General features: G+C 63.7%; 25 protein-coding genes. 11 read left to right on the forward strand and 14 right to left on the reverse strand.

Features of this window, described 5'->3' with window-relative positions; genetic code table 11:
* Nucleotides 1-56: 56 nt before the first annotated feature.
* From ACP15K_RS13540 to ACP15K_RS13565, 6 genes are all read right to left on the reverse strand, one after another.
* Nucleotides 57-830 carry a LamB/YcsF family protein gene (locus ACP15K_RS13540; RefSeq protein ID WP_193141304.1) on the reverse strand — a complete coding sequence of 258 codons (774 nt, stop codon included), beginning with the start codon at nt 828-830 and terminating at the stop codon, nt 57-59.
* Between the two features lie 9 nt (nt 831-839).
* Nucleotides 840-1,856, reverse strand: coding sequence for a biotin-dependent carboxyltransferase family protein (locus ACP15K_RS13545; protein WP_424990770.1), 1,017 nt, complete (start codon nt 1,854-1,856; stop codon nt 840-842).
* Nucleotides 1,853-2,605, reverse strand: a complete 753-nt coding sequence (locus ACP15K_RS13550) for a 5-oxoprolinase subunit B family protein (protein ID WP_424990759.1) — start codon at nt 2,603-2,605, stop codon at nt 1,853-1,855. Before ACP15K_RS13550 ends, ACP15K_RS13545 begins: the two co-directional genes overlap by 4 nt.
* Nucleotides 2,602-3,897, reverse strand: coding sequence for a TRAP transporter large permease (locus ACP15K_RS13555; RefSeq protein WP_424990760.1), 1,296 nt, complete (start codon nt 3,895-3,897; stop codon nt 2,602-2,604). The genes ACP15K_RS13550 and ACP15K_RS13555 overlap by 4 nt, the downstream gene beginning before the upstream one ends.
* Nucleotides 3,898-3,907: 10 nt before the next feature.
* Nucleotides 3,908-4,456 (reverse strand): TRAP transporter small permease, encoded by a 549-nt coding sequence (locus tag ACP15K_RS13560; protein ID WP_424990761.1) that lies wholly within the window; start codon nt 4,454-4,456, stop codon nt 3,908-3,910.
* 64 nt (nt 4,457-4,520) lie between these two features.
* Nucleotides 4,521-5,492 carry a TRAP transporter substrate-binding protein gene (locus tag ACP15K_RS13565; RefSeq protein WP_424990762.1) on the reverse strand — a complete coding sequence of 324 codons (972 nt, stop codon included), beginning with the start codon at nt 5,490-5,492 and terminating at the stop codon, nt 4,521-4,523.
* A gap of 237 nt (nt 5,493-5,729) precedes the next feature.
* On the opposite strand from ACP15K_RS13565, the gene ACP15K_RS13570 reads away from it, so the two are divergent.
* Nucleotides 5,730-6,251, forward strand: a complete 522-nt coding sequence (locus ACP15K_RS13570; protein ID WP_424990763.1) for a winged helix DNA-binding protein — start codon at nt 5,730-5,732, stop codon at nt 6,249-6,251.
* Nucleotides 6,252-6,283: 32 nt separating this feature from the next.
* On the opposite strand, the gene ACP15K_RS13575 is transcribed toward ACP15K_RS13570, so the two are convergent.
* Together ACP15K_RS13575 and ACP15K_RS13580 are read right to left on the reverse strand one after the other, a co-directional pair.
* Entirely contained in the window at nt 6,284-6,469 is a 186-nt protein-coding gene (locus ACP15K_RS13575; RefSeq protein WP_424990764.1) for a hypothetical protein, read from the reverse strand.
* 10 nt (nt 6,470-6,479) lie between these two features.
* Nucleotides 6,480-7,325 (reverse strand): LysR substrate-binding domain-containing protein, encoded by an 846-nt coding sequence (locus tag ACP15K_RS13580; RefSeq protein WP_226925808.1) that lies wholly within the window; start codon nt 7,323-7,325, stop codon nt 6,480-6,482.
* A gap of 159 nt (nt 7,326-7,484) precedes the next feature.
* Here ACP15K_RS13580 and ACP15K_RS13585 point away from each other — a divergent pair, with 159 nt between their 5' ends.
* Complete coding sequence (locus ACP15K_RS13585) at nt 7,485-8,666, forward strand: MFS transporter (RefSeq protein ID WP_193141296.1); 1,182 nt, start codon at nt 7,485-7,487, stop codon at nt 8,664-8,666.
* Here the strand turns inward: ACP15K_RS13585 and ACP15K_RS13590 are convergent, their stop codons facing one another.
* From ACP15K_RS13590 to ACP15K_RS13605, 4 genes are all read right to left on the reverse strand, one after another.
* Nucleotides 8,667-9,815 carry an HPP family protein gene (locus tag ACP15K_RS13590; RefSeq protein WP_424990765.1) on the reverse strand — a complete coding sequence of 383 codons (1,149 nt, stop codon included), beginning with the start codon at nt 9,813-9,815 and terminating at the stop codon, nt 8,667-8,669.
* Between the two features lie 132 nt (nt 9,816-9,947).
* Nucleotides 9,948-10,304 carry a DUF1428 domain-containing protein gene (locus ACP15K_RS13595; RefSeq protein WP_424990766.1) on the reverse strand — a complete coding sequence of 119 codons (357 nt, stop codon included), beginning with the start codon at nt 10,302-10,304 and terminating at the stop codon, nt 9,948-9,950.
* A gap of 95 nt (nt 10,305-10,399) precedes the next feature.
* A complete protein-coding gene (locus ACP15K_RS13600; RefSeq protein WP_193141295.1) occupies nt 10,400-10,813 on the reverse strand; it encodes a VOC family protein in 414 nt (137 codons plus the stop codon).
* Between the two features lie 10 nt (nt 10,814-10,823).
* Complete coding sequence (locus ACP15K_RS13605; RefSeq protein ID WP_193141294.1) at nt 10,824-11,438, reverse strand: TetR/AcrR family transcriptional regulator; 615 nt, start codon at nt 11,436-11,438, stop codon at nt 10,824-10,826.
* A 221-nt stretch (nt 11,439-11,659) separates the two neighbouring features.
* Between ACP15K_RS13605 and ACP15K_RS13610 the strand changes: the two genes are divergently transcribed.
* The 5 genes from ACP15K_RS13610 (at nt 11,660) to ACP15K_RS13630 (ending at nt 15,010) form a co-directional block, all read left to right on the forward strand.
* Complete coding sequence (locus ACP15K_RS13610) at nt 11,660-12,202, forward strand: sigma-70 family RNA polymerase sigma factor (RefSeq protein ID WP_193141293.1); 543 nt, start codon at nt 11,660-11,662, stop codon at nt 12,200-12,202.
* The gene (locus tag ACP15K_RS13615; RefSeq protein WP_424990767.1) at nt 12,199-12,885 is read left to right on the forward strand and encodes an anti-sigma factor; all 687 of its coding nucleotides are present in this window, start codon (nt 12,199-12,201) and stop codon (nt 12,883-12,885) included. The genes ACP15K_RS13610 and ACP15K_RS13615 overlap by 4 nt, the downstream gene beginning before the upstream one ends.
* A 125-nt stretch (nt 12,886-13,010) precedes the next feature.
* Nucleotides 13,011-13,562 carry a fasciclin domain-containing protein gene (locus ACP15K_RS13620; RefSeq protein WP_193141291.1) on the forward strand — a complete coding sequence of 184 codons (552 nt, stop codon included), beginning with the start codon at nt 13,011-13,013 and terminating at the stop codon, nt 13,560-13,562.
* A 71-nt stretch (nt 13,563-13,633) separates the two neighbouring features.
* Nucleotides 13,634-14,113, forward strand: coding sequence for a peptide-methionine (R)-S-oxide reductase MsrB (msrB, locus tag ACP15K_RS13625; RefSeq protein WP_424990768.1), 480 nt, complete (start codon nt 13,634-13,636; stop codon nt 14,111-14,113).
* A gap of 60 nt (nt 14,114-14,173) precedes the next feature.
* Nucleotides 14,174-15,010 (forward strand): DUF4394 domain-containing protein, encoded by an 837-nt coding sequence (locus ACP15K_RS13630; protein WP_193141543.1) that lies wholly within the window; start codon nt 14,174-14,176, stop codon nt 15,008-15,010.
* 113 nt (nt 15,011-15,123) lie between these two features.
* Here ACP15K_RS13630 and ACP15K_RS13635 read toward each other — a convergent pair whose 3' ends face one another.
* Nucleotides 15,124-19,482, reverse strand: coding sequence for a peptidoglycan-binding protein (locus tag ACP15K_RS13635; RefSeq protein ID WP_424990769.1), 4,359 nt, complete (start codon nt 19,480-19,482; stop codon nt 15,124-15,126).
* Nucleotides 19,483-19,749: 267 nt separating this feature from the next.
* Between ACP15K_RS13635 and ACP15K_RS13640 the strand changes: the two genes are divergently transcribed.
* The 4 genes from ACP15K_RS13640 to ACP15K_RS13655 all read left to right on the forward strand — a co-directional run bounded on the left by ACP15K_RS13640 (nt 19,750) and on the right by ACP15K_RS13655 (nt 22,501).
* The gene (locus ACP15K_RS13640; protein WP_193141288.1) at nt 19,750-20,220 is read left to right on the forward strand and encodes an Lrp/AsnC family transcriptional regulator; all 471 of its coding nucleotides are present in this window, start codon (nt 19,750-19,752) and stop codon (nt 20,218-20,220) included.
* A 147-nt stretch (nt 20,221-20,367) separates the two neighbouring features.
* Nucleotides 20,368-21,738, forward strand: coding sequence for an aspartate aminotransferase family protein (locus ACP15K_RS13645; RefSeq protein WP_193141287.1), 1,371 nt, complete (start codon nt 20,368-20,370; stop codon nt 21,736-21,738).
* Between the two features lie 104 nt (nt 21,739-21,842).
* The gene (locus ACP15K_RS13650; RefSeq protein WP_193141286.1) at nt 21,843-22,088 is read left to right on the forward strand and encodes an AbrB/MazE/SpoVT family DNA-binding domain-containing protein; all 246 of its coding nucleotides are present in this window, start codon (nt 21,843-21,845) and stop codon (nt 22,086-22,088) included.
* Nucleotides 22,085-22,501 carry a PIN domain-containing protein gene (locus ACP15K_RS13655; protein ID WP_193141285.1) on the forward strand — a complete coding sequence of 139 codons (417 nt, stop codon included), beginning with the start codon at nt 22,085-22,087 and terminating at the stop codon, nt 22,499-22,501. Before ACP15K_RS13650 ends, ACP15K_RS13655 begins: the two co-directional genes overlap by 4 nt.
* 111 nt (nt 22,502-22,612) lie before the next feature.
* On the opposite strand, the gene ACP15K_RS13660 is transcribed toward ACP15K_RS13655, so the two are convergent.
* Nucleotides 22,613-23,623, reverse strand: coding sequence for an IS30 family transposase (locus tag ACP15K_RS13660; RefSeq protein WP_424990000.1), 1,011 nt, complete (start codon nt 23,621-23,623; stop codon nt 22,613-22,615).
* Between the last annotated feature and the right edge of the window lie 63 nt (nt 23,624-23,686).

Consider the following 23,686-nt stretch of genomic DNA (forward strand, 5'->3'; position numbering starts at 1 on the left):
GTTGTGTCCGGGGGCGCAGGTCTGCACCGCCGGGGCCAAGCCCGGTGCGCCAGCGATCAGAGCGTTGCGCCCGGGAACTGCGCCAGTTCAACGCCACCCGCCAGCAGGGCCCGGCGGACCTCGGCGGCGATGCTGACGGCCGTGGGCGTGTCGCCATGCAGGCAGATGGTGTCGATCCGGGTTTCGATCCGCGTGCCGCTTTCGGTGATGATCGCGCCTTCGCGCACCATTTGCGCCATCCGCTGCCCGGCGACCTGCGGGTCATGGATCACCGCGCCCGGCAGGCTGCGGTCGACCAGCGTCGCATCGTCGTTATAGGCACGATCGGCGAAGATCTCGCAGGCGATCGGACAGCCCAGGGCCTGTGCCGCACGCTGCTGCGCGGTGCCGGCCAGAACCATGATGATGATCTCGGGGGCGACGGACAGCGCGGCCTGGTAACAGGCCGTGGCCATCGCTTCATCCTCCGAGGCCATGTTGGCCAGCGCGCCGTGCAGCTTCAGGTGCCGCACCGTGCCGCCTGCCGCCCGTGCCATCGCCTGGGCCGCGCCGACCTGATAGCGCACGAGGTTCTGCAAGGACGCCAGCGGCAGCGTCATGCGCTGGCGGCCAAAGCCGTGCAGGTCGGGAAAGCCGGGATGCGCGCCGATGCCGACACCCTTGTCCACCGCGCGCTGCATGGTCTTGGCCATCACGTCCCAATCGCCGGCGTGCAGGCCGCAGGCGACATTGGCCGAGGTCACGATCTCCAGCAGCGCTGCATCGTCGCCCATGGTCCAGGCGCCGAAGCTTTCGCCCATGTCGGCATTGAGATCCACGAAATGTGTCATGTTTCCTCCCTAGGGGTCGTCTTCATCGCCGGCGACGACACCGCTGATCAGTTGATAGGATAGCAGATCGGTCATCCGGTGCGGGTCGCGGATCAACGGGTGGCGGCTGCGGGACAGTGCCGCCCGCCGTTGCGCATCGGCACGTTCCAGCGCCACGGCTTTTTCAAGATCGACGAACTGGAATCGCAGCGCGGCGCCGACCGGGGCTTGCGCCACCTTGGGCAGATCGCAGGGCAGGACCGTGGCGATCCGTGGATAGCCGCCGGTGGTCTGGCAATCGGCCATCAGCACGAAGGGGGTGCCGTCGCCGGTGATCTGGATGTCGCCGGGTACGATGACTTCGGAGACCACGTTGCGCCCGCCTTCGACGTGAAACCCGCCACCTTCGGGATCCAGCCCGACACCCATGCGGTTGGCGCGGGCATCGCGGCGCATCGGCGCCGATTGGAACCGGTCGCGTTCGGCTTGCGCAAACAGATGGGTCTGGAAGCTGGCGACCACGCGCACCACCCCGCCGTCAAAGCGGTTGTCGGGGTCCAGCAGCAGGCCGGTTTCGGTGCCCTTGTCCTTGCCGATGGCCAGGACATCGCCCGCCGACAGCGCCGCGCCGATCCCGGCCGACAGATGCGCCGCGCGCGCGCCCAGACAGACCGGCGCGTCAATGCCACCGCCGACATGCAGGTAGCCGTAGCAGCCCGCTTGCACCGGACCGATCGACAGCCGTTCCCCGGCCTGCAGAAGATGCGAGGCATGCCAGGCCAGTTTCGCGCCGTCCCGCGTGGCCCGCATCGGCGCACCGGTCAGGGCGATGCGCATATCCGCGCTGGCCTCGAAGTCGCCCCCCATGCCGGCCATCTCGATGACCGCGCAGTCGGGCGATTGCCCCAGCAGGGCCGCGCCTTCGTCCAGCGCCAGCCGATCCACCGCGCCGCCGCGCGACAGGCCGACATCCAGATAGCCGCTGCGCCCCCGGTCCTGCAGCGTCAGGCCGGGACCGGTGCGCAGGATTTTCAGCAGGGCGGTCATGTGATAGCCTCGCATTTCGCGCCGCCGTGCGGGTCGTTTCGCATGGTGGCCAGGGCTTCGGCGTCGGTGGACACGAATTGCACCTCGTCACCGGGGCGCAGCAGGAAGGGGTCCGGGACTTCGGGCTGAAACAGCCGGATCGCGGTTTGTCCCACGTGCTGCCAGCCGGTCGGCGTCGCGACCGAGAACAGCACCAGTTGACGGATCGCCACCGCCAGCGCGCCCACGGGAATGCGCTTTGTCAAGGTGGTCTGGCGCGGAATGTCCCAGGCCTTTGGCAATTCGCCAAGATAGGGCTGGCCTGCGGCGAACCCGATGGTCTGAACCCGCACCCGGGCTTGCGTCAGCGAGGTGATGGCCTCGGCCTCGCTCAGCCCCGCGGCCTGTGCTGCCTGGCCCAGTTGCGGCGCAAGATCGGTGCCGAACACCGTGGGAATGCGCCAGAACCGGCGGCCCGTGGGCAGGTCAGCGGCGTACCAGTCCTCGCGGCGCAGCAATGCCTCAAGCTGCTGGCGCAGGCGGGCGTGGGACAGGTGCAACGGATCGAACCGCACAAAGGCCGACACCAGCGAAGAGGAGGTTTCCTCGACCCCGTCCCAGCCTTCGGCCTCGACCGCCGCGCGAAAGGCCAGCGCCGCGCGGTTGGCCGGTTCGCTCAGCCGGTCACCGAAGCTGACCAGCATCCCGGCGATGCCGATGGTGCGCACCTCGGGCGCGCGGCGGGAAAGGGGGGGCTGCGGGTCGGTCACATCTGCTCCGGCAGGTAGGTCACGATGCCGGGGAAGACGGAGATGATGGCAAGCGCCAGGATCATCAGGAAGAAGAACGGCAGCGCGGCGCGGGCGACCGTAAGGATGTCGCGCCCGGTCAGCGATTGCAGCACGAACAGGTTGAAGCCCACCGGCGGTGTGATCTGGGACATCTCGACGACAATCACAAGGAAGATACCGAACCAAAGCGGATCGATCCCGGCCTGCAGCACCATCGGCATGATGACCGAGGCGGTCAGGACCACCACCGAAATTCCGTCCAGAAAGCAGCCCATGATGACGAAGAACACGGTCAGGGCCGCCAGAAGCGTGAAGGTCGACAGCCCGAGCGAGCCGATCCATTCGGCCAGGATGCGGGGAATGCCGGTAAAGCCCATGGCGACGGTCAGGAAGGACGCGCCCGCCAGGATGAAGGCGATCATGCAGGAGGTGACCGTCGCTCCCATCAGCCCGCCGAAGAAGCTGTCGCGGGTCAGGGTGCCGGAACTCCACGACAGCACCAGTGCCAGCACCACGCCGACCGCAGCGGCGTCGGTGGGCGAGGCGATGCCGGCGTAGATCGAGCCGATGACGCCGCCGATCAGCAGCACCACGGGGATCAGGCGGCGGGTGCGGCGGATCTTTTCGCGGAAGTTGGTGCCGATGTCTTCCATCGGCAGGCTGTCGCTATTGAGCAGCGCCCAGATCACCACGTAGCCGACGAACAGCGACACCAGCAGGACACCGGGCAGGACGCCGGCGATGAACAGCCGCGCGATGGATTGTTCGGTGGCGACGCCATAGACGATCAGGATGATCGACGGCGGGATCAGCAGCCCTAGCGTGGCAGAGCCCGCCAGCGTGCCGATGACCAGCCGTTCAGGGTAACCGCGCCGCGACAGTTCCGGGATCGACAGCTTGCCGATGGTGGCGGCGGTGGCGGCGGAGGAGCCAGAGACCGCCGCGAAGATCCCGCAGGCAAAGACGTTGACGTGCAGCAACTGGCCCGGCAGGCGGTTCATCCACGGCGACAGGCCGGTGAACATGTCCTCGGACAGGCGGGATCGGAACAGGATCTCGCCCATCCAGATGAACAGGGGCAGGGCGGCCAGCGCCCAGGAATTGCTGTGCCCCCACATGGTGGTGGCCATGACAAGGCCCAGCGGCGCGTCGGTGAACAGCGCCATGGCGGCCATTCCGACACCCAGCAGCGAAAAGGCCACCCAAAGGCCCGCGCCCAGAAAGGCGAACAGCAGGACCAGCAGGAGGATGGAGAGTGTGGCGATTGACATGGGCTGGATCCTATTCCTTCAACAGGCTTTCGCCCTTGTCTTCCCAGGTTGCGGGACGGCCCCGCAGCAGGCCGAACAATTCGTCCGCCAAGGCAATGGTGAGAATGGCCAGCCCCAGCGCCACGGGAAGCTGCGGCAGCCACAGGGGCACCGACACCATGCCCGAACTGCGATCGCCGAATTCGATGGATTCATAGACCAGAAGGATCACGTACCAGGTTGCGAAGGCGCTCATCCCCAGGGCGATTGCCACCACCAGGGTTTCGACCGCGCGGCGGGCGCGGTCCGGCAGGCGTCCGACCAGCAGGGTCACGCGGATATGTCCGCCCTCCCGCAGCGAATACGCCAAAGCAAGGAAGGTTGCGGCGGCCAGGAAGAAGCCGGTGAAATCGGCGTAGGACGGGATCGTCAGACCGATGCCCTGCCCGAACAGCGCGGCAGCGATCTTGTCGGCCAGGTTCAGGCTGACCTGGGCAAAGACCAGCACGACGATGGCAAGGATGAAGGCTGCCGCAAGGCCCCCGGCCGCACGATAGGTGAAATCAAGAATGGGCCGCATGTCTGTCCCCCCAAGGCAAGACTGGCGGGTCGGGCGCGGGTGTGCGCCCGACCATTGGTCTGGATTACTGCTGGTAGGCCGACAGCAGGGCCGCGCCGGAGTCGCCGGCCTCGGCGGTCCAGTTGTCCAGCATCTGTGCTCCGATGTCGCGCAGGCCGGTCATCAGCTCGTCCGAAGGCGCTACCACCGTGATGCCGTTTTCGGCCAGAACGGCGGTTTGCGCGGCGGTTTCGGCCATGCTCATCTCCCAGCCGCGCTGTTCGGCGGCGGCGGCGGCTTCCAGAACGGCGGCCTGCGTGGCGTCATCCAGACGACGGAAGGCGCGCTTGTTGACCACGACGATGTTCTTGGGGATCCAGGCCTGTATGTCGGTGTAGTGGGTCAGGAAGTCCCAGGCTTTCGAGTTCACCCCGGTCGACGGCGAGGTGATCATCGCCTCGACCCGGCCGGTCGAGAAGGCCTGCGGAATGTCCGGCACTTCGACCTGGGTGGGGGCAGCCCCCGCCAGGTTGGCGAATTCTTCCAGCGTGGCGTTATAGGTGCGGAACTTCAGCCCGGCGAGGTCGGCAACCGAGTTGATTTCCTTGGTCGTATACAGACCCTGCGGCGGCCACGGCACGGCATAAAGCGCCATCAGGCCCTGGTCATCCAGCAGCCCGTCGATCACGTCCTTCTGGGCTGCCCAAAGCCGCATCGCCTCGTCATAGTTGGTGGCAAGAAACGGCATGGAGTCGATGCCGAAGGCCGGGTTGTCATTGGCCAGCAGCGACAGGAAAAATTCCCCCGCGGGCACCTGGCCGCTGCGCACGGCCTTGCTGATCTCGGGATGCTTGAACAGCGACCCGGCCGAATGCACCTTGATCTCAAGCCCGCCATCGGTGGCGGTGGCCACGTCTTCGGCGAACTGGTGGATGTTCACGGTGTGAAAGGTGGCGTCCGGGTACGGCGTCGGCATGTCCCAGGTGTCGGCCTGCGCCTGCACCGCGAGCCCGGCAAGTGCGGCCACTGCACCGCCCAGATAGCGTGATACGAACATTGTCATTCCTCCCTGAAAGTCGTGTTCGACTCTCACATTGATATTACGCTGACAAATTGTCAACGTTTTATCCGCGTGCGCACGGGCGCGGTTCCGGCCGAATGGCGGGGCGCGGTGCCGGGCCCGGTCGCGAAACCGTCACCACGGCCACGGGGGTCGCCGGTTGAGACGGCCACAGATCGGTGGCATAATGTTTGTAAAACGCCGATATTATGAAGATGAAATGAGGTGAGACCCATGAACGAGCAGACCTCCCCCGGCCGCCGGATCGTGTCCTCCCGCCACCTGGCGGAGGGCGACGGCTGGGAAATGTCCGAGCTTGAGTTTGGCCTGATCGTTGTCTTCAACGCCTTCTCGCGCTGGACAACCCGGTGCATGGCCGCCGCCGGCCAACCCGATCTCAGCCCGCTGGAGATCCTGATCCTGCACAACGTCAACCATCGTGCCCGCGACAAGCGGTTGGCGGATATCTGTTTCCTGCTGAACATCGAGGACAGCCACACGGTGAACTATGCCCTGCGCAAGCTGCTGAAGGCGGGGCTGCTGGAGTCGGAAAAGCGCGGCAAGGAAGTGTTCTACCGCACCTCGCCCGACGGGGTGGCGCTGTGCAAGCTTTACCGCGATGTGCGCAGCCAGTGCCTTCTGGAGGGTCTGTCGGCGACCGATCTGTCGGGCGAAGAACTGCGCGAACTGGCCCGCAATCTGCGCGCGTTGTCAGGCCATTACGATCAGGCCAGCCGGGCGGCGGCGTCGCTGTAAGGCGCCGTCGGGGCCTGCAACATCCGCCGAGATCATACAACGGCGCCGTCGTCGACCACGTCAACGACGGCCGTGAGCGCGTCTTCGATGGTTGCCGAATACTGCACCCGCGGGCGCTTCAGACCGTGGGTGACGAACACGCGCTGGATGTCGCGGCTGGTGCCGGACAGCCACAGGGCAACGCCGTCGCTTCGGCTGCCCGCATGACACCACCCCAACAGACCCGCCTCAAGGGGTCGAGAACGTGTCGATACACCATGACCAGACCGCATCCACCATGCGGCGCGGCTGGCGCGATCGCTTCCTGACAAGGTAGTAATTCATATCGGGCTCATGGTTGGATGCGCCGACTTCGATCAATCGGCCCGCCTTCAGGTCGCCCTGCACGAAAGCGCGGCTGACAATGGCCAGCCCTTGCCCGGCCAAAGCGGCATCAAGCGCCAGGGATATCTGGTTGAAAACCGGACCGGGCAACCGACCTGTCGTCCCGAAGTACTTTTGCCAGTGACCATACATGTCGTGCAGAAGCGGCATCGCACGGATCGTCTCGGGCGTCATCTGCTCTGGTTGATCCTTCAGCAGATGCGGGCTGCCCACCAGGATCAGATCCTGGCGGAACAGCAGTTGGGCCTCATGGGACGCGGGAAAGGGCGGGCGCGCTTCCCGGATGGCGATATCCACCCGGTCACGGTCGAAATCCGTCACGGCCACGGTTGCGATGGTGCGGATCTCGACGCCGGGCAGAACGGCGTTCAGGGACGGCAGGCTTGGAATCAAGAGCTTGGTGGCGAAGGTCGGCGTTACACTGATCGTGAGGCTTCCACCGGCATCGTTCAGCAGATCTGTTGCCTCTCGCAGAATGTCGAAGGCGCGGTTGACCTCGGCGTGATAGGCGGCACCGCGCGATGTCAGGGCAACACCGCGCGGCAGACGCGTGAACAGGGTCTGGCCAAGGTGATCTTCCAGCAAGCGAATCTGTTGTGCGACAGCGCCTTGGGACACGCCGAGCTCTTCCGAGGCAGCGCGGAAGTTAAGACGACGGCCCGCCACTTCGAAAGTTCGAAGGGCGTTCATCGGGGGCACGTTCCTGCGACTTTTGAGCATTCAGAGACTGTAGTTTTTCTAAAGCATACAGCGTTTCGATCTGGCGCGAAACCGCGGGAAAAACCTGTATTCTGACGGTTGCTGTTCATTTCCGGTACAAGGCGGTACCGACTCACGTCGAGGCCAACCATGATTACACAACGCACGGCGGTCCTGCCGACATCCTATTCCGTCATCCTCGCGGTGAGCGGCACGCATCTGATCAACGACCTGATCCAGTTTCTTCTGCCCGCGCTCTACCCGGTGCTGAAATCGCAATACGCGCTGAGCTACTTCCAACTGGGCCTGCTGACGCTGGCTCAGCAGATCACCGCCTGCATCCTGCAACCCGTCCTTGGGCTGTATGGCGACCTGCGGCCCAAGCCCTATTCCCTGGCCGTGTCCATGGGAGTCGTGGCCATCGGGATCGTTCTGCTGGCAACGGCCGGATCGTTTGCCGCCTTGCTTGGCGCGGCCGCCGTTCTGGGGCTTGGCTCGGCGCTGTTTCACCCCGAGGCTTCGCGGGTGTGCCGCATGGCTTCGGGCGGCAAGCTGGGATTTGCGCAATCCAGCTTCCAGGTCGGTGGCAACACCGGCACGGCGCTTGGACCGCTGGCGGCGGCGCTGATCGTGCTGCCTCTGGGGCAGGCCACCACGGCCTGGTTCGGGCTGCTCGCGGTCTGCGCGGTCGTGATCCTGCTGTGGGTCGCCCGTTGGTTCACCGAGCATCAGCGCCTGATGCAGGCTGCCGGGGCCCCTCCGGCGGTCGGCCCTGGCTTGCCGCGCAAGCGTCTTGTCATCGCGTTCGCGGTCCTGGGGGCGCTGCTGCTGAGCAAGTTCGTCTATATCGAGACCTTCAAAAGCTACTACACCTTTTTCCTGATCGAAAAATTCGGACTGGAGGTGCCGCAGGCGCAGGGATTCCTGTTCGTTTTCCTGGCGGCTGTCGCGTTTGGCACTTTTTTCGGCGGGCCTGTCGGGGATCGCATCGGCCGCAAGAAGGTGATCTGGGGCTCGATTGTCGGCGCGCTCCCCTTTGCGATCGTGTTGCCGTTCACGCCACTGTGGGCTGCGGTCGGCCTGAGCGTCGTCGTGGGGCTGGTGCTGTCGTCGGCATTCTCGGCCATCGTGGTCTTTGCGCAAGAGTTGATGCCACAGAAAGTCGGGATGGTCGCGGGCTTCGTCTTTGGCTTTGCGTTCGGGGTCGGGGCGCTTGGCGCGGCGGCGCTTGGCGCGCTGGCGGACCAGATCGGCATACAACAGGTCTTTGGCTTCCTATCCCTGCTGTTGTGCCTTGGCTTCCTGACGGTCCTGCTTCCGGACCTTGAATGATCAATGGGGGCTGCGTGCGGCCCGCCGGGCCAGCGCGGCCACCAGGTCGGTGCGCGTCACGATGCCGACGATGTTGCCGTCTTCGATGACCGGGACCGCATCGGTATCGCCATCCGCCATCATTGGCAGAAGCGCGCCGATCGGCGTGTTGGTGGACGCGCGCGGGCCCGCCACGCTCATGATGTCACCTGCCAACACCGGCTTGTCCCGGTCGCGATCCAGCAATCGGCGCAGCGCGGCGCCATAACCTCGGTGTAGGCGCAGGGCATCGGTGCGGGCCTGTGTGATGAGGTGCATCTGAAAGATGACGCCCAGGAAGGTCTGGTTGTTTTCGACCACCGGGATCGAGGTGAAACGATGCTGTCGGAACAGGTCCGCGATCTCGCCCAGGGCCGTGTCCGGGCCGACCGTGACCAGGTTGCGAGACATGATGTCCTGCGCGGTCAGGCGGCCCGAGGAATGCGTGGCCGCCTGCAGTTCCGCCGCGCCGATCAGCCGGGCCAGATCCTCGACACCGAGGTTGAAGGACTGGCTGTAGCGTTCCAGGATGGCCGTCAGTTCTTCCTCCGACAGGCCCAGGCGCTCGGTCGGGTTGCGGTCATCGGTTCCAAACTTGCTTTGATCGTCGAACTGCCGAAAGGGGTAACGGCGGCCCGTCAGCCGTGCATAGATCGCCGCCATCACCACCAGGGCAATAGTTCCCACAGCGATGGGCACCAGCGCGAACCAGAACCCCTGTTGGGCAATGGCCTCTGGGGACATGGCCGCTGTCATTGCAACGGCCCCGGCGGGCGGATGTACGGCCCGGCACAGGATGGTGGCCGTGATCGCAAGACCCACGGCCAATGCGATCCGCAGGGCCGGGTCCGGCACCGACAGGCAGACAGCCACGCCGACGATGGCCGCGACCGTATTGCCGACGATGGCGGACCAGGGCTGCGCCAGAGGGCTGTTGGGTACCGCGAACAGCAGCACCGAAGACGCGCCGAAGGGCGCCACAAGGTACAGGCCCAGTTCGGTGTCAATCTGGGGCGACAGCAGGAACAGCCCGGTCAACCCAAGGCCGATCAGCGCCCCCAGGCCGGCCCGCATGGCCTCGAAGGCCGACACCCGCGCGACAGCAGGGCCAAGTGACTTCAGAATCTGCAAATCCGCGCCTCCGGGTGAGATGCGCGCAAACTTTCATCAGTTTCCGAAAGGTTCAACCGGCCCTTTTCAGGAAGAACCCGGCTGATGGCCGGGTCAGACCAATCCCGGCAGCGGCGCACAGGGGGGGGGTGCCTAGCCCGCCGATTCGAACACCGGCTCGAACCCGGCCCACATCATCCGCTGTCCGTCGAAGCACATCTCGGGCATGTCGGACCAACGCGCGTCGCTTTCCATCTTCCGGGCGGCCGCTTCGCAGGTGGCCTTGTCGGGCCATTCAATCCACGAGAACACGACGGTTTCGTCATCCTTTGCCTTCACCGCGCGCTTGAAATCCGTCACCTCGCCGTCCGGAACGGACTCGCCCCAGCACTCCATGATTCTGGTCGCGCCGTAGTCGCGGAAGATCGGGGCCGACTTTTCGGCCAACTCGCGATAGGCCTCTTTCTTGTCGCTGGGACAGGCCAGCAGAAATCCTTGAACATAGCTCATCGGTGTTCTCCTTGGTTTGGGGCGTGGTTTTGAGCCCCGAAACGCCGACCCCGGCATCGCGATGTCGAGTTTGCCCATCGGCACTATCGCTGGCGTCACGCGCCCTGCGGCATCTGGGTCACGTCCATCCACATCGGTTCGAATACGTGGCCGTCCGGGTCTTCGAACGAACGTCCGTACATGAAGCCCATGTCTGTAGGGGGCCGGATATCCGCCGTGCCGCCCGCCGCTGCGGCGGCATCGGTGATGGCATCCACCTCGTCGCGGCTGTCCCGCGACAAGCAGATCAGCACTTCACAGGTCTTGCCCGCGTCGGCGATCTGTTTCGGCGTGAAGGTCGAGAAGAACCCATGCGTCAATAGCATGAAGGTGATCGACTCGGACCAGACCATGCAGGCGGCCTTGTCGTTGCTGAATTGCCCGTTCTTCTGGCATCCAATCGCCTCGTAGAAACGGGTCGAGACGGCAAGGTCGGCCACCGGCAGGTTGACGAAAATCATCTTGGTCATCGGGGTTCCCTCATTTCTGAAACAGCAGTTCGATATAGCGGCGCAGGTGGTCCAGACTGTCGGCGGCGACGGTGACGTCGTTGCCTGCCTTGGCCAGCACGAACGCCCCCTGAATGACAGCCTGGGTGTGCAGCGCGAGGCTTTCGGCGCTCATCGGCAGGGTGACGCCATGCTCTGCCGCTGCCGCCTTGATGTCGACCTCCAGCGTCGTGGCATGGCCGGTGATGCTGGCGTTGCAGGCCTCGCGGATGGCGGGATGCGACCCGTAGGTTTCCTGCACCATGGTTCCGACAAGACAGGTGAATTCCGGCACGTCTCCTTGCAGGATCGAGCGCCGGAAATCGACATAGCCAAGCACCCGGTCCAGCGCGTCAGCCGGTTCGTGATAGGGCGCGGCAGCGAAAAACGCGTCCGTTGTTTCGGCCCAGTATCCGGCCGCCGCTATCGCAAGATCTTCCTTCGAGCGGAAGTGATGGAAGAATGCGCCCTTCGTGACGCCAGCGGCGGCACATAGATCATCGACCGTCGTTGCCGAATACCCCTTCTGTCGGATCACCCGCAAAGCGGCATCCAGCAGTTTCACCATCCCCGCCGGACGTTTTTTATGATCCTTGGGGGCTGCCATGCTCGAAAGAATACCAACCGGTTGGTATGTAGATCAAGAGGAACCTGGAAATCCGGGGTCGGGCGCGGGCCAAGCCGGTCGGCGCCGATGCGGAATTCGACAGGGGTGACAACGAACGCTCCTTTGGGATTGGCCAGAATGCACCGCCCTTTAAAGGCTGGCGTTTTCCGGGTCGTTGGATCAGTGTTTCCCAAAGTAGTTGCCGGGGATTTCCAAACCGCATGCGCGAACGCACCGACATCGAGGACATGATCGTGCAGGTGGGCCTTGGGGACCGGGCGGCCTTTTCTGCGCTTTATGATGCGACGTCCGCGAAACTTTTTGGTGTCTGCCTTCGTGTGTTGAATAATCGGGCTGAAGCCGAAGACACGTTGCAGGACGCGTTTGTGAAGGTCTGGCAGAAGGCCGACCGCTACAGCGTGAACGGAAACAGCCCGATGACGTGGCTGATCACCCTCGCGCGCAACGCCGCCATCGACAAGCTGCGGGCCCGCAAGGCGGGCAGCGTCGACATTGACGCAGTCCATGACCTGTCCGATGGATCGCCCACGCCCGAAGGTGCGGCGATTGCCGCGTCCGAACGCAAGCGGCTGATGGGGTGCCTGGACGAGCTGGAGGCAGACCGGTCGGACGCCGTGCGGCGCGCCTATCTGGACGGCGACAGCTACAAGGAACTGGCGGAGCGTTTTGACGTGCCGCTCAACACCATGCGAACCTGGCTGCGGCGCAGCCTGTTGAAATTGAAGGACTGTCTGAGCCGATGAGCACGCAGGAAGATCATAGCGACGATATCGCCCTGGCGGGTGAATACGTGCTGCGTCTTCTGGACGATGTGGAACGGCGCGCGTTCGAGGCCCGCATGGCGAACGACGCCCACTTGCGCGACCTGGTCCGTGATTGGGAAAGCCAGCTTGCGCCCTTGGCGGATGACATTGCGCCGGTGACCCCGCCTGCGGCCGTGAAGGCGCGGCTGCAGACTGTCCTCTTCCCCGATGCCAAGCCGCGGCGCGGAAAACTCTGGGCCTGGGTTTCGGGCGGGCTGGTCGCCGCCAGTCTTGTGGTCGGCGCGCTGCTTCTGGGCCCGCTGCTGGACCCCGATATCGGAACGGCCCCGACGTTCGTGGCAAGCGTCTCTGCCGAGGACGGATCACTCGTCGTGCTGGCCAGCTTTGTGGCCGAGACCAACACGCTTGAGCTGTCGCGCGAGGCTGGCGCGGCCCTGCCGGGCCGGGTGCTTGAATTGTGGCTGATTGCCGAAGGGGCGGAGGCGCCGGTCTCTCTGGGTGTCTTGCTCGAGACCCCGACCACGCGCATCGATGTGCCTCAGACGCTGGCCGGGCAGATGGCGGGCGGTGCGCTGGCCATCAGTGACGAACCGCCCGGAGGGTCGCCGACCGGCGCGCCGACGGGGGCTGTTCTGGCTGTCGGACCGATCACCGACGCATAGGCCGCGACCGTGGTGCCGAACTGCCATCCGATTTTTTTTTCAAACTTTCTGAAACTTTCTGTCCGGCACCTGCGTGTCTTCTTCATCGCTGACCAAAACGGCGTAAGCAATGAAGGAGAAAGACCATGACATTCAAGGCATCCATCGCAGTGTCCGCCGCAACCCTGGCAATGAGCACCGCTGTTCTTGCTGCCAACCCCACCGTTGGGGGCGCCCCGATGCTGGAAGACCGCAACATCGTCGAAAACGCCGTCAACTCTCCGATCCACACGACGCTTGTCGCCGCTGTCCAGGCGGCGGGTCTGGTCGAGACGCTGCAGGGCGACGGGCCGTTCACGGTCTTTGCCCCGGTGAATGATGCCTTTGACGCCCTGCCCGAAGGCACCGTCGAAACCCTGCTGAAACCGGAAAACAAGGCCATGCTGCAAAAGGTGCTGACAGCCCATGTGGTCGCCGGTGACTGGTCCGCGGCCGACATCATCGCCGCCGCCAGGGCCAGCAACGACGGCTTCTATCACTTCAATGCGGTGTCGGGCGATGCGCTGTCGGCGCAGGTGAAGGGCAGCAACGTCTACATCATCGACGAAAGCGGCAACGCAAGCCGTGTGACCGTGGCGGATGTCGATCAATCCAACGGGGTGATCCACGTCGTGAACGCCGTGCTGGTGCCGAAGTAACCCGACGCTTCCGCAACCTTCCCCTCCGCTGCGGCGGAGGGGGTCGTCCACCCCAGACACGGAGTATCCCCATGAAACGCAGAACGCTTCTGACCGGACTGCTCGCGGTTGCAGGCACACGTCTGTCTGCCGTGGAAGGTCCATTCGAGATTGCCCGGACCAAGGCCGAATGGCGCGCGATGCTGACAGAACTGGAATACGCTGTGTTGCGTGAAGAGGCGACCGAGGCACCGTTTTCAAGCCCGCTCGACACCGAGACCCGCGCGGGGACCTATCACTGCAGGGGCTGCGATCTTCCCGTCTACGGTTCCGCACAGAAATACGACAGCGGGACGGGCTGGCCGAGCTTCTGGCAGAGCCTACCCGATGCCGTGGGCACGAAACCCGACAACACCCTGTTCGCAACCCGCACCGAGGTGCATTGCCGCCGCTGCGGATCGCACTTTGGCCACATCTTCGAGGACGGGCCGGCCCCGACGGGCAAGCGGCACTGTCTCAACGGCGTCAGCCTGACGTTCCGAATCCAGGGGGCACGGGGGACGTCGCTTTGAAAGGCCGTCCGCCCGTTTCCGAACAGAACCTGACACAGAAAAGGAAACCAAATGAACTGCATGATCACCCTGACTTCCGCCCTTGCCCTGCTGTCTGTCCCGGCCTTCGCCGACGGTCCTGCAAGCACCACGGGATATGCGCTGTCAGCCGATGGCACCAGCCTGATGGTGATGGACAGCATCGCCTCGCCCGACACGATGCGGACAGTCACCCTGTCGGCGCCGGTGCGCGCCATTGCCTGGCGTCCGGTCACGGGCGACCTGATGGGCTATGCCGATGGGCGCATCGTCACCATCGACACAATGTCCGGGGACACGATGGACCAGGGCGCGGCATTCATGGAAGGCACCGCGATCGCCGGCGATGCCGTGGTTGCCTTTGACTTCAACAACAAGATCGACGCCGTTCGCGCGGTTTCCTCGGCCGGAGACAACCTTGTCTATTTCCCGACCAGTTTCGGCGACGACAAGGCCAACTCGGTACGCCGCTTTACCGATCTGTTCTATGCCGAGGGCGATGCCTCCGAAGGCGCGGAACCGCTGGTGTTCGCCAACGCCTATACCAACGCGATCAGCGGTGCGAAGGCCGGCGGGACGTTTCAGTACGCCCTTGACGCCCGCGCCAATGCGCTTGTGAGCCTGGCGAACAACGCCGGAACCCTGGAAACCGTCGGTCTGGTCACGGTTGACGGGAAAGCCATCGACCTGCTGCCTGTCGGCGGCTTCGATATCGTCTCGCCCCGGGAAGGCACGGACATGGCCTATGCGGTGCTGCAGATCGACGGGCAGGCGACCGCCGGGCTGTACGAGATTGACCTGGAAACCGGCGCGGCCACGCGGCTTTGGGATCTTGGCGGCGCGGATGTGTCCAGCTTCGCCGTCTCTGCCGGGATGTAGTCACCCTGTTGTGCGGTAACGAGTTGCAGGCGGCACTCACTTGAGTGCCGCCTTTTTTCATTTCCCGTGCAGATTGCCGGCAAGGATTTCGGGGCAGGGAAGGCGCGCTGACCCTAGAGCTTGATCTCATCCCCGCCCGAGCCTTGTGGACCTTCCGGAACGCCATCGATACGGCGCACGGCCTCGAGGTCGACCAGAAACAGGCTGAACACCGAGACCCCGGTTCGCGGCGCATAGGATGTGGTCCCGTATTGCAGGACGCGCCCGCATTCCGCGTTGCGCAGCAGATCGGAGGCGTCCGGAGGCAACAGCACGCCAATGTCGCTGACCGCATATTGCAGATCGCTTTGGCCGGGCAGGGCGCCGCCGGAACTGACCCCTTGCAGCGGGTTGAAATACCGCTGGGGCAGAACCTGCAATTGCAGCGGCGCGCAGGTCGGGCCGTCCGACCAGGTCATGGCTGTCTGACCGTCGGCAACATGGCTGGTGGCACCGTATTTCTCGACCAGTCGCGCGCCCAGGTTCTGATAGTCGAACGGGCCGTTGCGCTTGTTGACATGGCGGGCGATCGCGACGATTGGCTCGGACCGGCTGGGCGAGAACAGCGCGATCACCTGGTCGGCATTTTCGCTTATGAACACGCGCATGTATGCCAGCGCCCGCAGATCGCCGGGGGAGGGCGCGTTGGCCTCATAGACGGCGGGGATCCGGAATTCGCGCAGGATGATCGACTGGGCCTCGTCCATCGTCATGCCGGTGCGCAGGCCGACAATGTCCTGTTCCGACACGTCTGCGGGTGCGGTCACCTCTGGCGCGGGTTGGACCTGTGGCTGCGGGGTGCCTTGCTGCGGTGCCTGCGTGACGTTTCCCTCTCCGGGCCGAAGATCAAACCCGTAGCATTGGCCGCCAGCCATCGTGAGGTCGAGCGCGCGGCCGCCTTCGACAAAGCGCCCGCTCATTTGTGGCACGGGTCGGCCCCGTGCATTGTAGATCCACCGCCCGCCCGTGAAGTCAAAGGCCCCGGTGGACTTGTCGATCGCGCCGTCCAGCGAGAAGGACCCGGCTTCGGGATTGGGGGCGGTGATGTTGAATTGAACATTCGCCGTCACGCGGGTCGCCGACGGGAAGTCGAATGTCATGGTGATCTGCGCGGCGGTCACCCCGGCGCACTGATAGCTGCCACTCCACACCTTGTGCTCGGGCTGAAAGGGCTTCGCGGCTTCTTCTGCCTTCGCCTTTTCGGCCAGCTCTTGTGCCGATCGTCCCTGTGCAGACAGCCGGTGGACCGGGTTGGTACGGTCATCAGAGATGCCCGCCTGATGGTAAAGCGTCTCTTCGGCATCAAACCGGAAAACCACATCGGGAAGCGGGGTATTGCCGGGCCGCAATTCGATTATGTCGAGCTTTGCGACAAAGCTTCTGACCGTGCGCAAGTACTGGCCATTCGGACTGAGCGAGGCTGGTGCGCCGGCCTTGGAAATCTCGGCGAACAGGTTCCAGTCGGAAAAGCTGCACAGCTTTCCGGGCGTCTGCCAGTTGGCGGTATAGAAAAGGATTTCGCGATCCATCAAGGCAGGGGTTTGCAGGCTTTCAAGCGCTCGCCTGTCCACAGCAACCTGCCCGGCGCCAAGTTCGGCCCCCAGGGGTGACAGCACATAGGATGTGTTGGCCTCAACCGATCGCCCGAAGCGACAGCCTTCGGACCCGGATCTGGGCCCATCAGCCGCAATCAGGAAAGTGCTGTTCGCCAGGGACCGGGATTTGGCATCGACCCAGGCGGTGAATTCCGGCAAAAACGCGGTTGCGACCCCGCCGGATGGAAACGGGCTGCCCTTTGGAAAGAACCCCTGTCCCGGTACTGCAAAGCCGTCGCGCTCGGACAGCCAGATGAGGGGCATCAAGTCGTCCAGGAATTGCGCGCGCGCCGCTTCGTCCTGGGACGCGGCATATAGGATACCGGCCGTGGCCATGGTGAAAGGCACCTGATCGTCTGAAAAATCTTCGGCCAAGGGTTGTGACGGACCGGTGCCGGCCTCGATGGTCTTCGATCCCACACCAACCCTTTGTTGAGTGTCGTGATCGTCATAGTAATAGGCCAGAGCCTTGGGCCGAACGAACAGGCCGATGGTGGCTTCATTGATCATGGCCGCACGGTCAATGTCGACCAGCAAGGCAAGACTGATGCGGCGGTCCTTTCTTTCGATCAGATACCGGGCGACTTCGACCGGCACCGCCAGTTTGTCCAGGGCAACGGGTTCCAGCATGGTGACCTGAAATTGCACGCTGTATTTGTTGCGGGATGAACCCGCGTGGAATGCTGGCACCTGACCGGTCAGGTCGAACGTGCCTGTTTGCGTATCGTATTGACCAAGGTTGACGCTTGACGACAGCCAGACCTCCTGCGTGGGATAGCTGTTGAACTCCTGCTCCAGCCGGGCAAGGATTTCTGCCTGATCCAACTCATTCGCTCTGCGCGCTTCCACGGTCCGCAGGGCCAGGTTCCGGGCAAAATCCGGCGGCAGCAGATCGGCTGCCTGCCGGAGAATTGAATACCCTGTATCGAGGTCTATCTTCGCGACATCGATCTCGCCGGTGTCGGACACCGCGCTTTTCGGTGGCTCCGCGGTGGTCGGCGATGCTTTTCCGAAGGTTGCAACATCGAAGATCTTGATCGGATCACTGACCTGCGCGTCGCGGTAGATTCCGATGTGCTTCAGCGCAGCTGTGCCCCTTGGGGTGCGCGGCGTCTGGACCGAACTGTCGACAGACACTGGCGGGGCCACGACATCTGCGCCCCAGTCCAACTCTGCATACCAAGCCAGATACACGTTCTGGTCACCCTGTATGCCTGCCCGCAACAAGCGCGCCTCTTCAAGGGGCATTTCAAGCCATTGCGGAAGAGGGGTGATCAACTCTGCCGAGGCGATCGGGGTTGAAACCACCCGGTCCTGGGACTCGAAGCTGGCAACATGAAGGGCAGCTTGATTGCCGAGCATCACCGTCGACAAGGGGAAGGCGCCGCGCGTGGTGTCATAGGCGCCCAGTCTGAACGGAACCACATGCATGATCGGCAACGGCCAGTCCGGGGCCTTGGCAAGAATGCGCGGGAAGATCTCGTCAAAGAACTCCTGTTTCTTGTCGGCATAGGCGAATTCATCGCCAAAGGGGTTCACCCCGTACACATTCCAGTCTTCAACGGTGCCCCCACGCGCCAGGGCCTGATTCAGCTTGCCCCGATCCGGGAAAAAGGCATCGAACGCGGCCCCTTCAAGAAAGTTGGCCGCCAATCCGACAAAGGCCGTTCCCTCCTGGAACCTGTCCGGGTACCGCGCCACCCAGGCCAGCGTTTCCAGCCGTGTCCAGGCCCCGTCGGCGGTGGGCAGTTGATCCGGTGCGATGACGTGCGGCTCTGGCGAGAGGAGAATCTGGGGATGCTTCGCAATCAGATACCCGTTCTTCGTCGGGATTCCGTATTCGGCGGCCAATGCGGCAAGTTCCGGATTGTCCGCGACGGGAACTGCCTGGGATGCCCCCGGCGTCTGTTGCGTATCGCCCACCCCAACGGACAGAAATTCGGGACGGTCGGCCAGGACAAGGATCTGGGTGTATTGACCCGGCGCCAGGGTTTCGATCCGCGCCATCATCTCGTCGCGCAGGCAGGTTTTATTCGCCCCGCAAGCGTTGCGTCTGGCCAGCCAGGCCCGCTGCCCCTCGCGGAAGTCGCCCGTGCGGGTCGAATGCTGGCGTGACAGGCCGTACTGATAGGCCTCGGCCAGGGTCCGATCCAGAAGCGCGAGCCCGTCCGAGCCGCAAATCGCATGTTCTGTCGGCGTGCCGGCCTGGTCGCAGGAAAAGCTGGGGCCCGCCCGTTGCGTATTGCCGGGGGTATTGGCCTTGCCCGCCACCTGGGTCCGGACAAGTTCCAGCACCTCGGCCATTGGGATCTGACCTTGCGTATGCCCGGAATTCTGCAAGAATCTGGTGACCGCCTGGTTGGTGCCCTTGCCAGCCACCCCGTCAATCTTGCCGTTGTAGAAGCCAAGCAGCTTCAGCCCGCCCTGCAACTCTCTGAGTTCCGCCGGCGACAGGGGGGTGTCGACAGTTCCGGCCGCCTTTGCCTGCTGATAGACCTGTTGCAGGCGATCGAATTGCGCGCGGGTCAGCTCTCCCGTTGGCGGCGCGCCCAGGGCCTGCTGAAACCGACGGATGCCTGCCCGGGTCGACGGCCCGAAAACACCGTCGGCAATTCCCACGTCGATGCCCAGGGCATTCAGGCCCAGCTGCGCGACTTGCCGTTCGCCCTGGCTCAGACCTGCCGTCGTTGCCTGTGCCAGGACCAGCGGTGGGGTCGCGGAAAAACCTTCGGCAAGAGATTTCTGTGTGGCACCATCAAACAGCGCAACCCCGCCAAGGCACAGCGCAGAGACAACAAGCCGGTGAAAACCACGTCCAAATGCAATTCGATCCCGCATGAATTTTGCCCCAGCCCCCTATTTCAAAAACAATCTAAAACGCCCGCCCACCTTGCAAAAAGTGAAGTCTGGCCATGGAAAAAGAGTTGCGGCGTTTGGCGGGCCGGTCAAGTTGCTCCCGCCGTGGTGACCTGCCGCAGGGGAACCTCGGGTATCGCCCCATGCCAAACCGGGGCAGATCGGAAATGGCCGTTGCGGGGGATGCTTTTTTCCCCATGATTGCGCTCAAGGCGCGTGTCGTGACACTTAGGCGGCATGACCCGACCCGTGAAACTCGACTCCTTCGACATGGCCATCCTGCGCGAGTTGCAGGTCAACGGCCGTATCACCAAGACCGCGCTGGCCGCGAAGGTGAACCTGTCGCCCAGCCCCTGTTGGGAGCGCTTGCGCAAGCTGGAGGAGGGCGGGCTGATCACCGCCTATCGCGCCATGGTCGAGATCCGGCGCATCGCCCCGGTGACCGAGGTCATCGTCGAGGTCACGCTGTCGGGCCACAAGGCCGAGGATTTCCGCCGTTTCGAAACCCTCGTGCAGGATCTGCCGCAGGTTCAGGCGTGTTGGGCCACGGGCGGCGGGATCGACTATATCCTGCGGGTGGTGGTGGCGGATGTGGATGCCTACCAGCGGCTGATGGATCGCCTGCTGGACACTGGCGCGGGGATCGAGCGTTATTTCGGCTATATCGTGACCAAGCCGGTCAAGGATGCGCCCGCGCCGCTGCCCCCGGCTGCCGGGTAAATCCTCTGCCGGCTGCCACTCGCGCCGAAGGTTTCTTCTGATTTCTTGCGCAAGAACAGGTGTTTCTCTGGCTGGAAACCGGCCGCTGGTTCGGTGCACTATGGCCCGGAAACGGCCGGACCTGCGGGGAAGCGAAGGATCATTCAGATGCTGCACAACGATCAATTGGAACAGTGGGACCGCGAGAATTTCTTCCATCCCTCGACCCATCTGGCCGAATTCGCGCGGGGGAACCTGCCGCAGCGGGTCATCACCGGCGGATCTGGGTGCCATATTGAAGACCGCGACGGCAACCGCCTGCTGGATGGCTTTGCCGGGCTCTATTGCGTCAACGTCGGCTATGGCCGCGCCGAGATTGCCGAAGCCATTGCCGAGCAGGCGCGCGAACTGGCCTATTACCACGCCTATGTGGGCCATGGCACCGAAGCCTCGATCACCCTGTCAAAGATGATCCTGGACCGCGCGCCCGATCACATGTCGAAAGTCTATTTCGGGCTCAGCGGATCGGACGCCAACGAAACCAACATCAAGCTGGTCTGGTACTACAACAACGTGAAGGGCCGTCCCGAAAAGAAGAAGATCATCTCGCGCTGGCGCGGCTATCATGGCTCGGGGCTGATGACCGGCTCGCTCACCGGGCTGGAGGTGTTTCACAAGAAATTCGACCTGCCGCTGACGCAGGTGATCCACACCGAAGCCCCTTATTACTTCCGCCGCGCAGACCGCTCGCAAAGCGAGGCCGCGTTCGTGGCCCATTGCGTCGCCGAACTGGAAGCCCTGATTGACCGGGAAGGGGCCGACACCATCGCCGCCTTCATCGGTGAGCCTGCCCTTGGCACCGGCGGGTTGGTGCCCCCGCCCGAAGGCTATTGGCCCGCCATTCAGGCGGTGCTGCAAAAGCATGACATCCTGCTGATCGCCGATGAGGTGGTGACCGGCTTTGGCCGACTGGGCAGCATGTTTGGATCGGAGCACTACGGCATTCGGCCCGACATCATCACCATCGCCAAGGGGCTGACCTCGGCCTATGCGCCGCTGTCGGGGTCGATCGTGTCGGAAGACGTCTGGAAGGTGCTGGAGGAGGGCACCGACCGCTTCGGCCCAATCGGCCACGGCTGGACCTATTCGGCGCATCCCATCGGGGCCGCGGCGGGGGTCGCCAACCTGAAGCTGCTGGATGAGTTAAATCTTGTATCCAACGCGGGCGCGGTGGGGGCGTATTTCAAGCAAGGGTTGATCGATGCGCTGGGGGATCACCCGCATGTGGGCGAGATCCGGGGCGAGGGGCTGCTGTGCGCCGTCGAATTCGTCGAGGATCGCGACGACCGCCGCTTCTTCGATCCGGCCAGGGGCATGGGCGCGGCGCTCAACGGTGCATTGCTGCGCTGGGGCGTCATCAGCCGGGCCATGCCGCAAGGCGATATTCTGGGTTTCGCGCCGCCGTTCTGCCTGACCCGCGCCGAGGCCGACGAGATTACCGGCAAGCTGGCCGAGTCCGTTGCGGAAGTTCTGGGCTGATCGCAAGCCCGCAATGGCGGGGCAGGGATGACGGGTGCAGCTTGCAAATGTAATGCAAAATCCCTATATGCAATGCAAGTGTAAGTTTTGAATTGGATGCCATCATGCAGGAATCCACCGTCACATCGCGGGGCCAGACGACCCTGCCGCGGCAGGTGCGCGATGCCCTTGGACTGAAGCCGGGCGACCGGATCCGTTATCTGGTGCTGGACGATGGCGAGGTTCGGATCCTGAAGCCGCGCCCGCTGCGCAGTCTCAGCGGCCTGTTGCATCGCGAGGGTCAACCCGCGCGCAGCCAGGACCAGATCGACGCGGCCATCGCCGCCGGGGCCACGGCGAAACCCGAGTGATCGGTCTGGACACCAATGTTCTGGTGCGGTTCCTGACACGGGACGACTCCGCACAATGGGCCGCGGCAGAAGAGTTGATGTCAAGTCTCAGCGCGGCGCATCAGGGGTTTGTCTGCCGCGAGGTGGTGGTCGAACTGGTCTGGGTGCTGGAACGGGCCTACGGGTTGCAGCGCGAGGTCATTGCACAGGCGCTGATTGGTTTGCTGGAGGCCCCGGAACTGTGCATCGAAGCGGCCGACCGTGTCGGGCTGGCGGTGTCGCGGTACGCGCGGGGCGGGGCCGGGTTCTCCGATCAGATGATCCGTCTGGCAGCGGAGGCCGAGGGCGGAACCCTGGTGACCTTCGACCGAAAACTGGCCCGCGAAGACCGCGTTGATCTGCTTGGGTCGGATATTGCGCCGCCTCGGCCCTGACCCGGACACGCCCCCGAAAGTCTCTTCACTCGCTTGGATTGATGAAGCAGACCGTCTGCGCGGCGGTTCGGCTGTGAGCTCACGGTGAAGTGCAGTTCCTGATATGTCGTTTTACTCCAGCCGGTTCTGTAACTCCATCAGCTCGCTTTGAAACACCTCAGCGGGCGTTCGGTAGCCGAGGCACTTGCGCGGCGTGGAATTGACGCGGTGGCAAATCGACCTCAAGTATCGATTTGTCAGCGCCGTCGGTTCGGTGGATCTGGGGAGATACTTCCGCAGCCTGTTGTTCGTGTTCTCGACTGTGCCTTTCTGGTACGGAGCTTGTGGGTCACAAAACCATGCATCTGCACCTATCCCGGCTTTCAGGTGCCGCCAGGCGGAGAACTCGGTGCCGCGATCAAAGGTGATCGACTGGCGTGCATCGGCGGGCAGGGGAGCTAGCCCCTGGATCAGCGCCTCCATGATCGGTTTGGATTGGCGATCCTCATTGCGCATGACAACGGCGAAACGACTGACGCGCTCGACCAGAGACGTCACGTTCACCTTTCCATGCTCCTTGCGGAACATCATCAGGTCGCACTCCCAATGGCCGAACTCGGCACGCTCAGAGATGCGCTCAGGCCTGTGGGACAGGCTTTGAACGTCGAAGATGTGGGTCCGGTTATGCTTGCGATAGCCACGCGGCCTGCGGCGGCGGCGATGTTCGGGAAGGTGCCGATAAAACTGCTCCTCGCGACCGTCCTTGGAATAGGCGAAGCGATAGATCGTCTCGTGGCTCACGCGGATCGGATGACGTTCCAATCGCATGCGACCGGCTATCTGCTCTGGCGACCAGCCAGCCTTCAGCCGATCCTCGATGGCGGCCTTGAGTTCAGGATGAGCGATCATCTTGCGATGGACAGCACGGCGCTGCTCGTATTTGTCTTGAGCGACGAGAGCGTGATAGCCGTTCAGCTCCGGTATTTCTTCGTCAGTATATCGGTTCCGCTTAATGTCCCGGTAGATCGTCGAGGGGTCGCGGCACAATCTATCCGCAATCTCTGAGACCGGCATTTTGGCTTCCAGCCACTTTGCGAGCTTGCGCCGTTCGTCCAGCTTCAGGTGACAATAGTGGGTTCCCATTCTTCATACTCCATGCAACTCTCTGTATTCGTACAAAATTTGCACTTCGTTTGTGAATCCACC

This window comes from Fluviibacterium sp. S390 (genome assembly GCF_049800695.1).
Taxonomy (GTDB): Bacteria; Pseudomonadota; Alphaproteobacteria; order Rhodobacterales; family Rhodobacteraceae; genus Meridianimarinicoccus.

What these genes read in the sequence shown, in the direction of transcription:
- ACP15K_RS13540 (WP_193141304.1), bottom strand. Translation starts at nt 830, where the DNA reads ATGACACATTTCGTGGATCTCAATGCCGACATGGGCGAAAGCTTCGGC.
- ACP15K_RS13545 (WP_424990770.1), bottom strand. Translation starts at nt 1,856, where the DNA reads ATGACCGCCCTGCTGAAAATCCTGCGCACCGGTCCCGGCCTGACGCTG.
- ACP15K_RS13555 (WP_424990760.1), bottom strand. Translation starts at nt 3,897, where the DNA reads ATGTCAATCGCCACACTCTCCATCCTCCTGCTGGTCCTGCTGTTCGCC.
- ACP15K_RS13560 (WP_424990761.1), bottom strand. Translation starts at nt 4,456, where the DNA reads ATGCGGCCCATTCTTGATTTCACCTATCGTGCGGCCGGGGGCCTTGCG.
- ACP15K_RS13565 (WP_424990762.1), bottom strand. Translation starts at nt 5,492, where the DNA reads ATGTTCGTATCACGCTATCTGGGCGGTGCAGTGGCCGCACTTGCCGGG.
- ACP15K_RS13570 (WP_424990763.1), top strand. Translation starts at nt 5,730, where the DNA reads ATGAACGAGCAGACCTCCCCCGGCCGCCGGATCGTGTCCTCCCGCCAC.
- ACP15K_RS13580 (WP_226925808.1), bottom strand. Translation starts at nt 7,325, where the DNA reads ATGAACGCCCTTCGAACTTTCGAAGTGGCGGGCCGTCGTCTTAACTTC.
- ACP15K_RS13585 (WP_193141296.1), top strand. Translation starts at nt 7,485, where the DNA reads ATGATTACACAACGCACGGCGGTCCTGCCGACATCCTATTCCGTCATC.
- ACP15K_RS13595 (WP_424990766.1), bottom strand. Translation starts at nt 10,304, where the DNA reads ATGAGCTATGTTCAAGGATTTCTGCTGGCCTGTCCCAGCGACAAGAAA.
- ACP15K_RS13600 (WP_193141295.1), bottom strand. Translation starts at nt 10,813, where the DNA reads ATGACCAAGATGATTTTCGTCAACCTGCCGGTGGCCGACCTTGCCGTC.
- ACP15K_RS13605 (WP_193141294.1), bottom strand. Translation starts at nt 11,438, where the DNA reads ATGGCAGCCCCCAAGGATCATAAAAAACGTCCGGCGGGGATGGTGAAA.
- ACP15K_RS13610 (WP_193141293.1), top strand. Translation starts at nt 11,660, where the DNA reads ATGCGCGAACGCACCGACATCGAGGACATGATCGTGCAGGTGGGCCTT.
- ACP15K_RS13615 (WP_424990767.1), top strand. Translation starts at nt 12,199, where the DNA reads ATGAGCACGCAGGAAGATCATAGCGACGATATCGCCCTGGCGGGTGAA.
- ACP15K_RS13620 (WP_193141291.1), top strand. Translation starts at nt 13,011, where the DNA reads ATGACATTCAAGGCATCCATCGCAGTGTCCGCCGCAACCCTGGCAATG.
- msrB (WP_424990768.1), top strand. Translation starts at nt 13,634, where the DNA reads ATGAAACGCAGAACGCTTCTGACCGGACTGCTCGCGGTTGCAGGCACA.
- ACP15K_RS13630 (WP_193141543.1), top strand. Translation starts at nt 14,174, where the DNA reads ATGATCACCCTGACTTCCGCCCTTGCCCTGCTGTCTGTCCCGGCCTTC.
- ACP15K_RS13635 (WP_424990769.1), bottom strand. Translation starts at nt 19,482, where the DNA reads ATGCGGGATCGAATTGCATTTGGACGTGGTTTTCACCGGCTTGTTGTC.
- ACP15K_RS13645 (WP_193141287.1), top strand. Translation starts at nt 20,368, where the DNA reads ATGCTGCACAACGATCAATTGGAACAGTGGGACCGCGAGAATTTCTTC.
- ACP15K_RS13650 (WP_193141286.1), top strand. Translation starts at nt 21,843, where the DNA reads ATGCAGGAATCCACCGTCACATCGCGGGGCCAGACGACCCTGCCGCGG.
- ACP15K_RS13660 (WP_424990000.1), bottom strand. Translation starts at nt 23,623, where the DNA reads ATGGGAACCCACTATTGTCACCTGAAGCTGGACGAACGGCGCAAGCTC.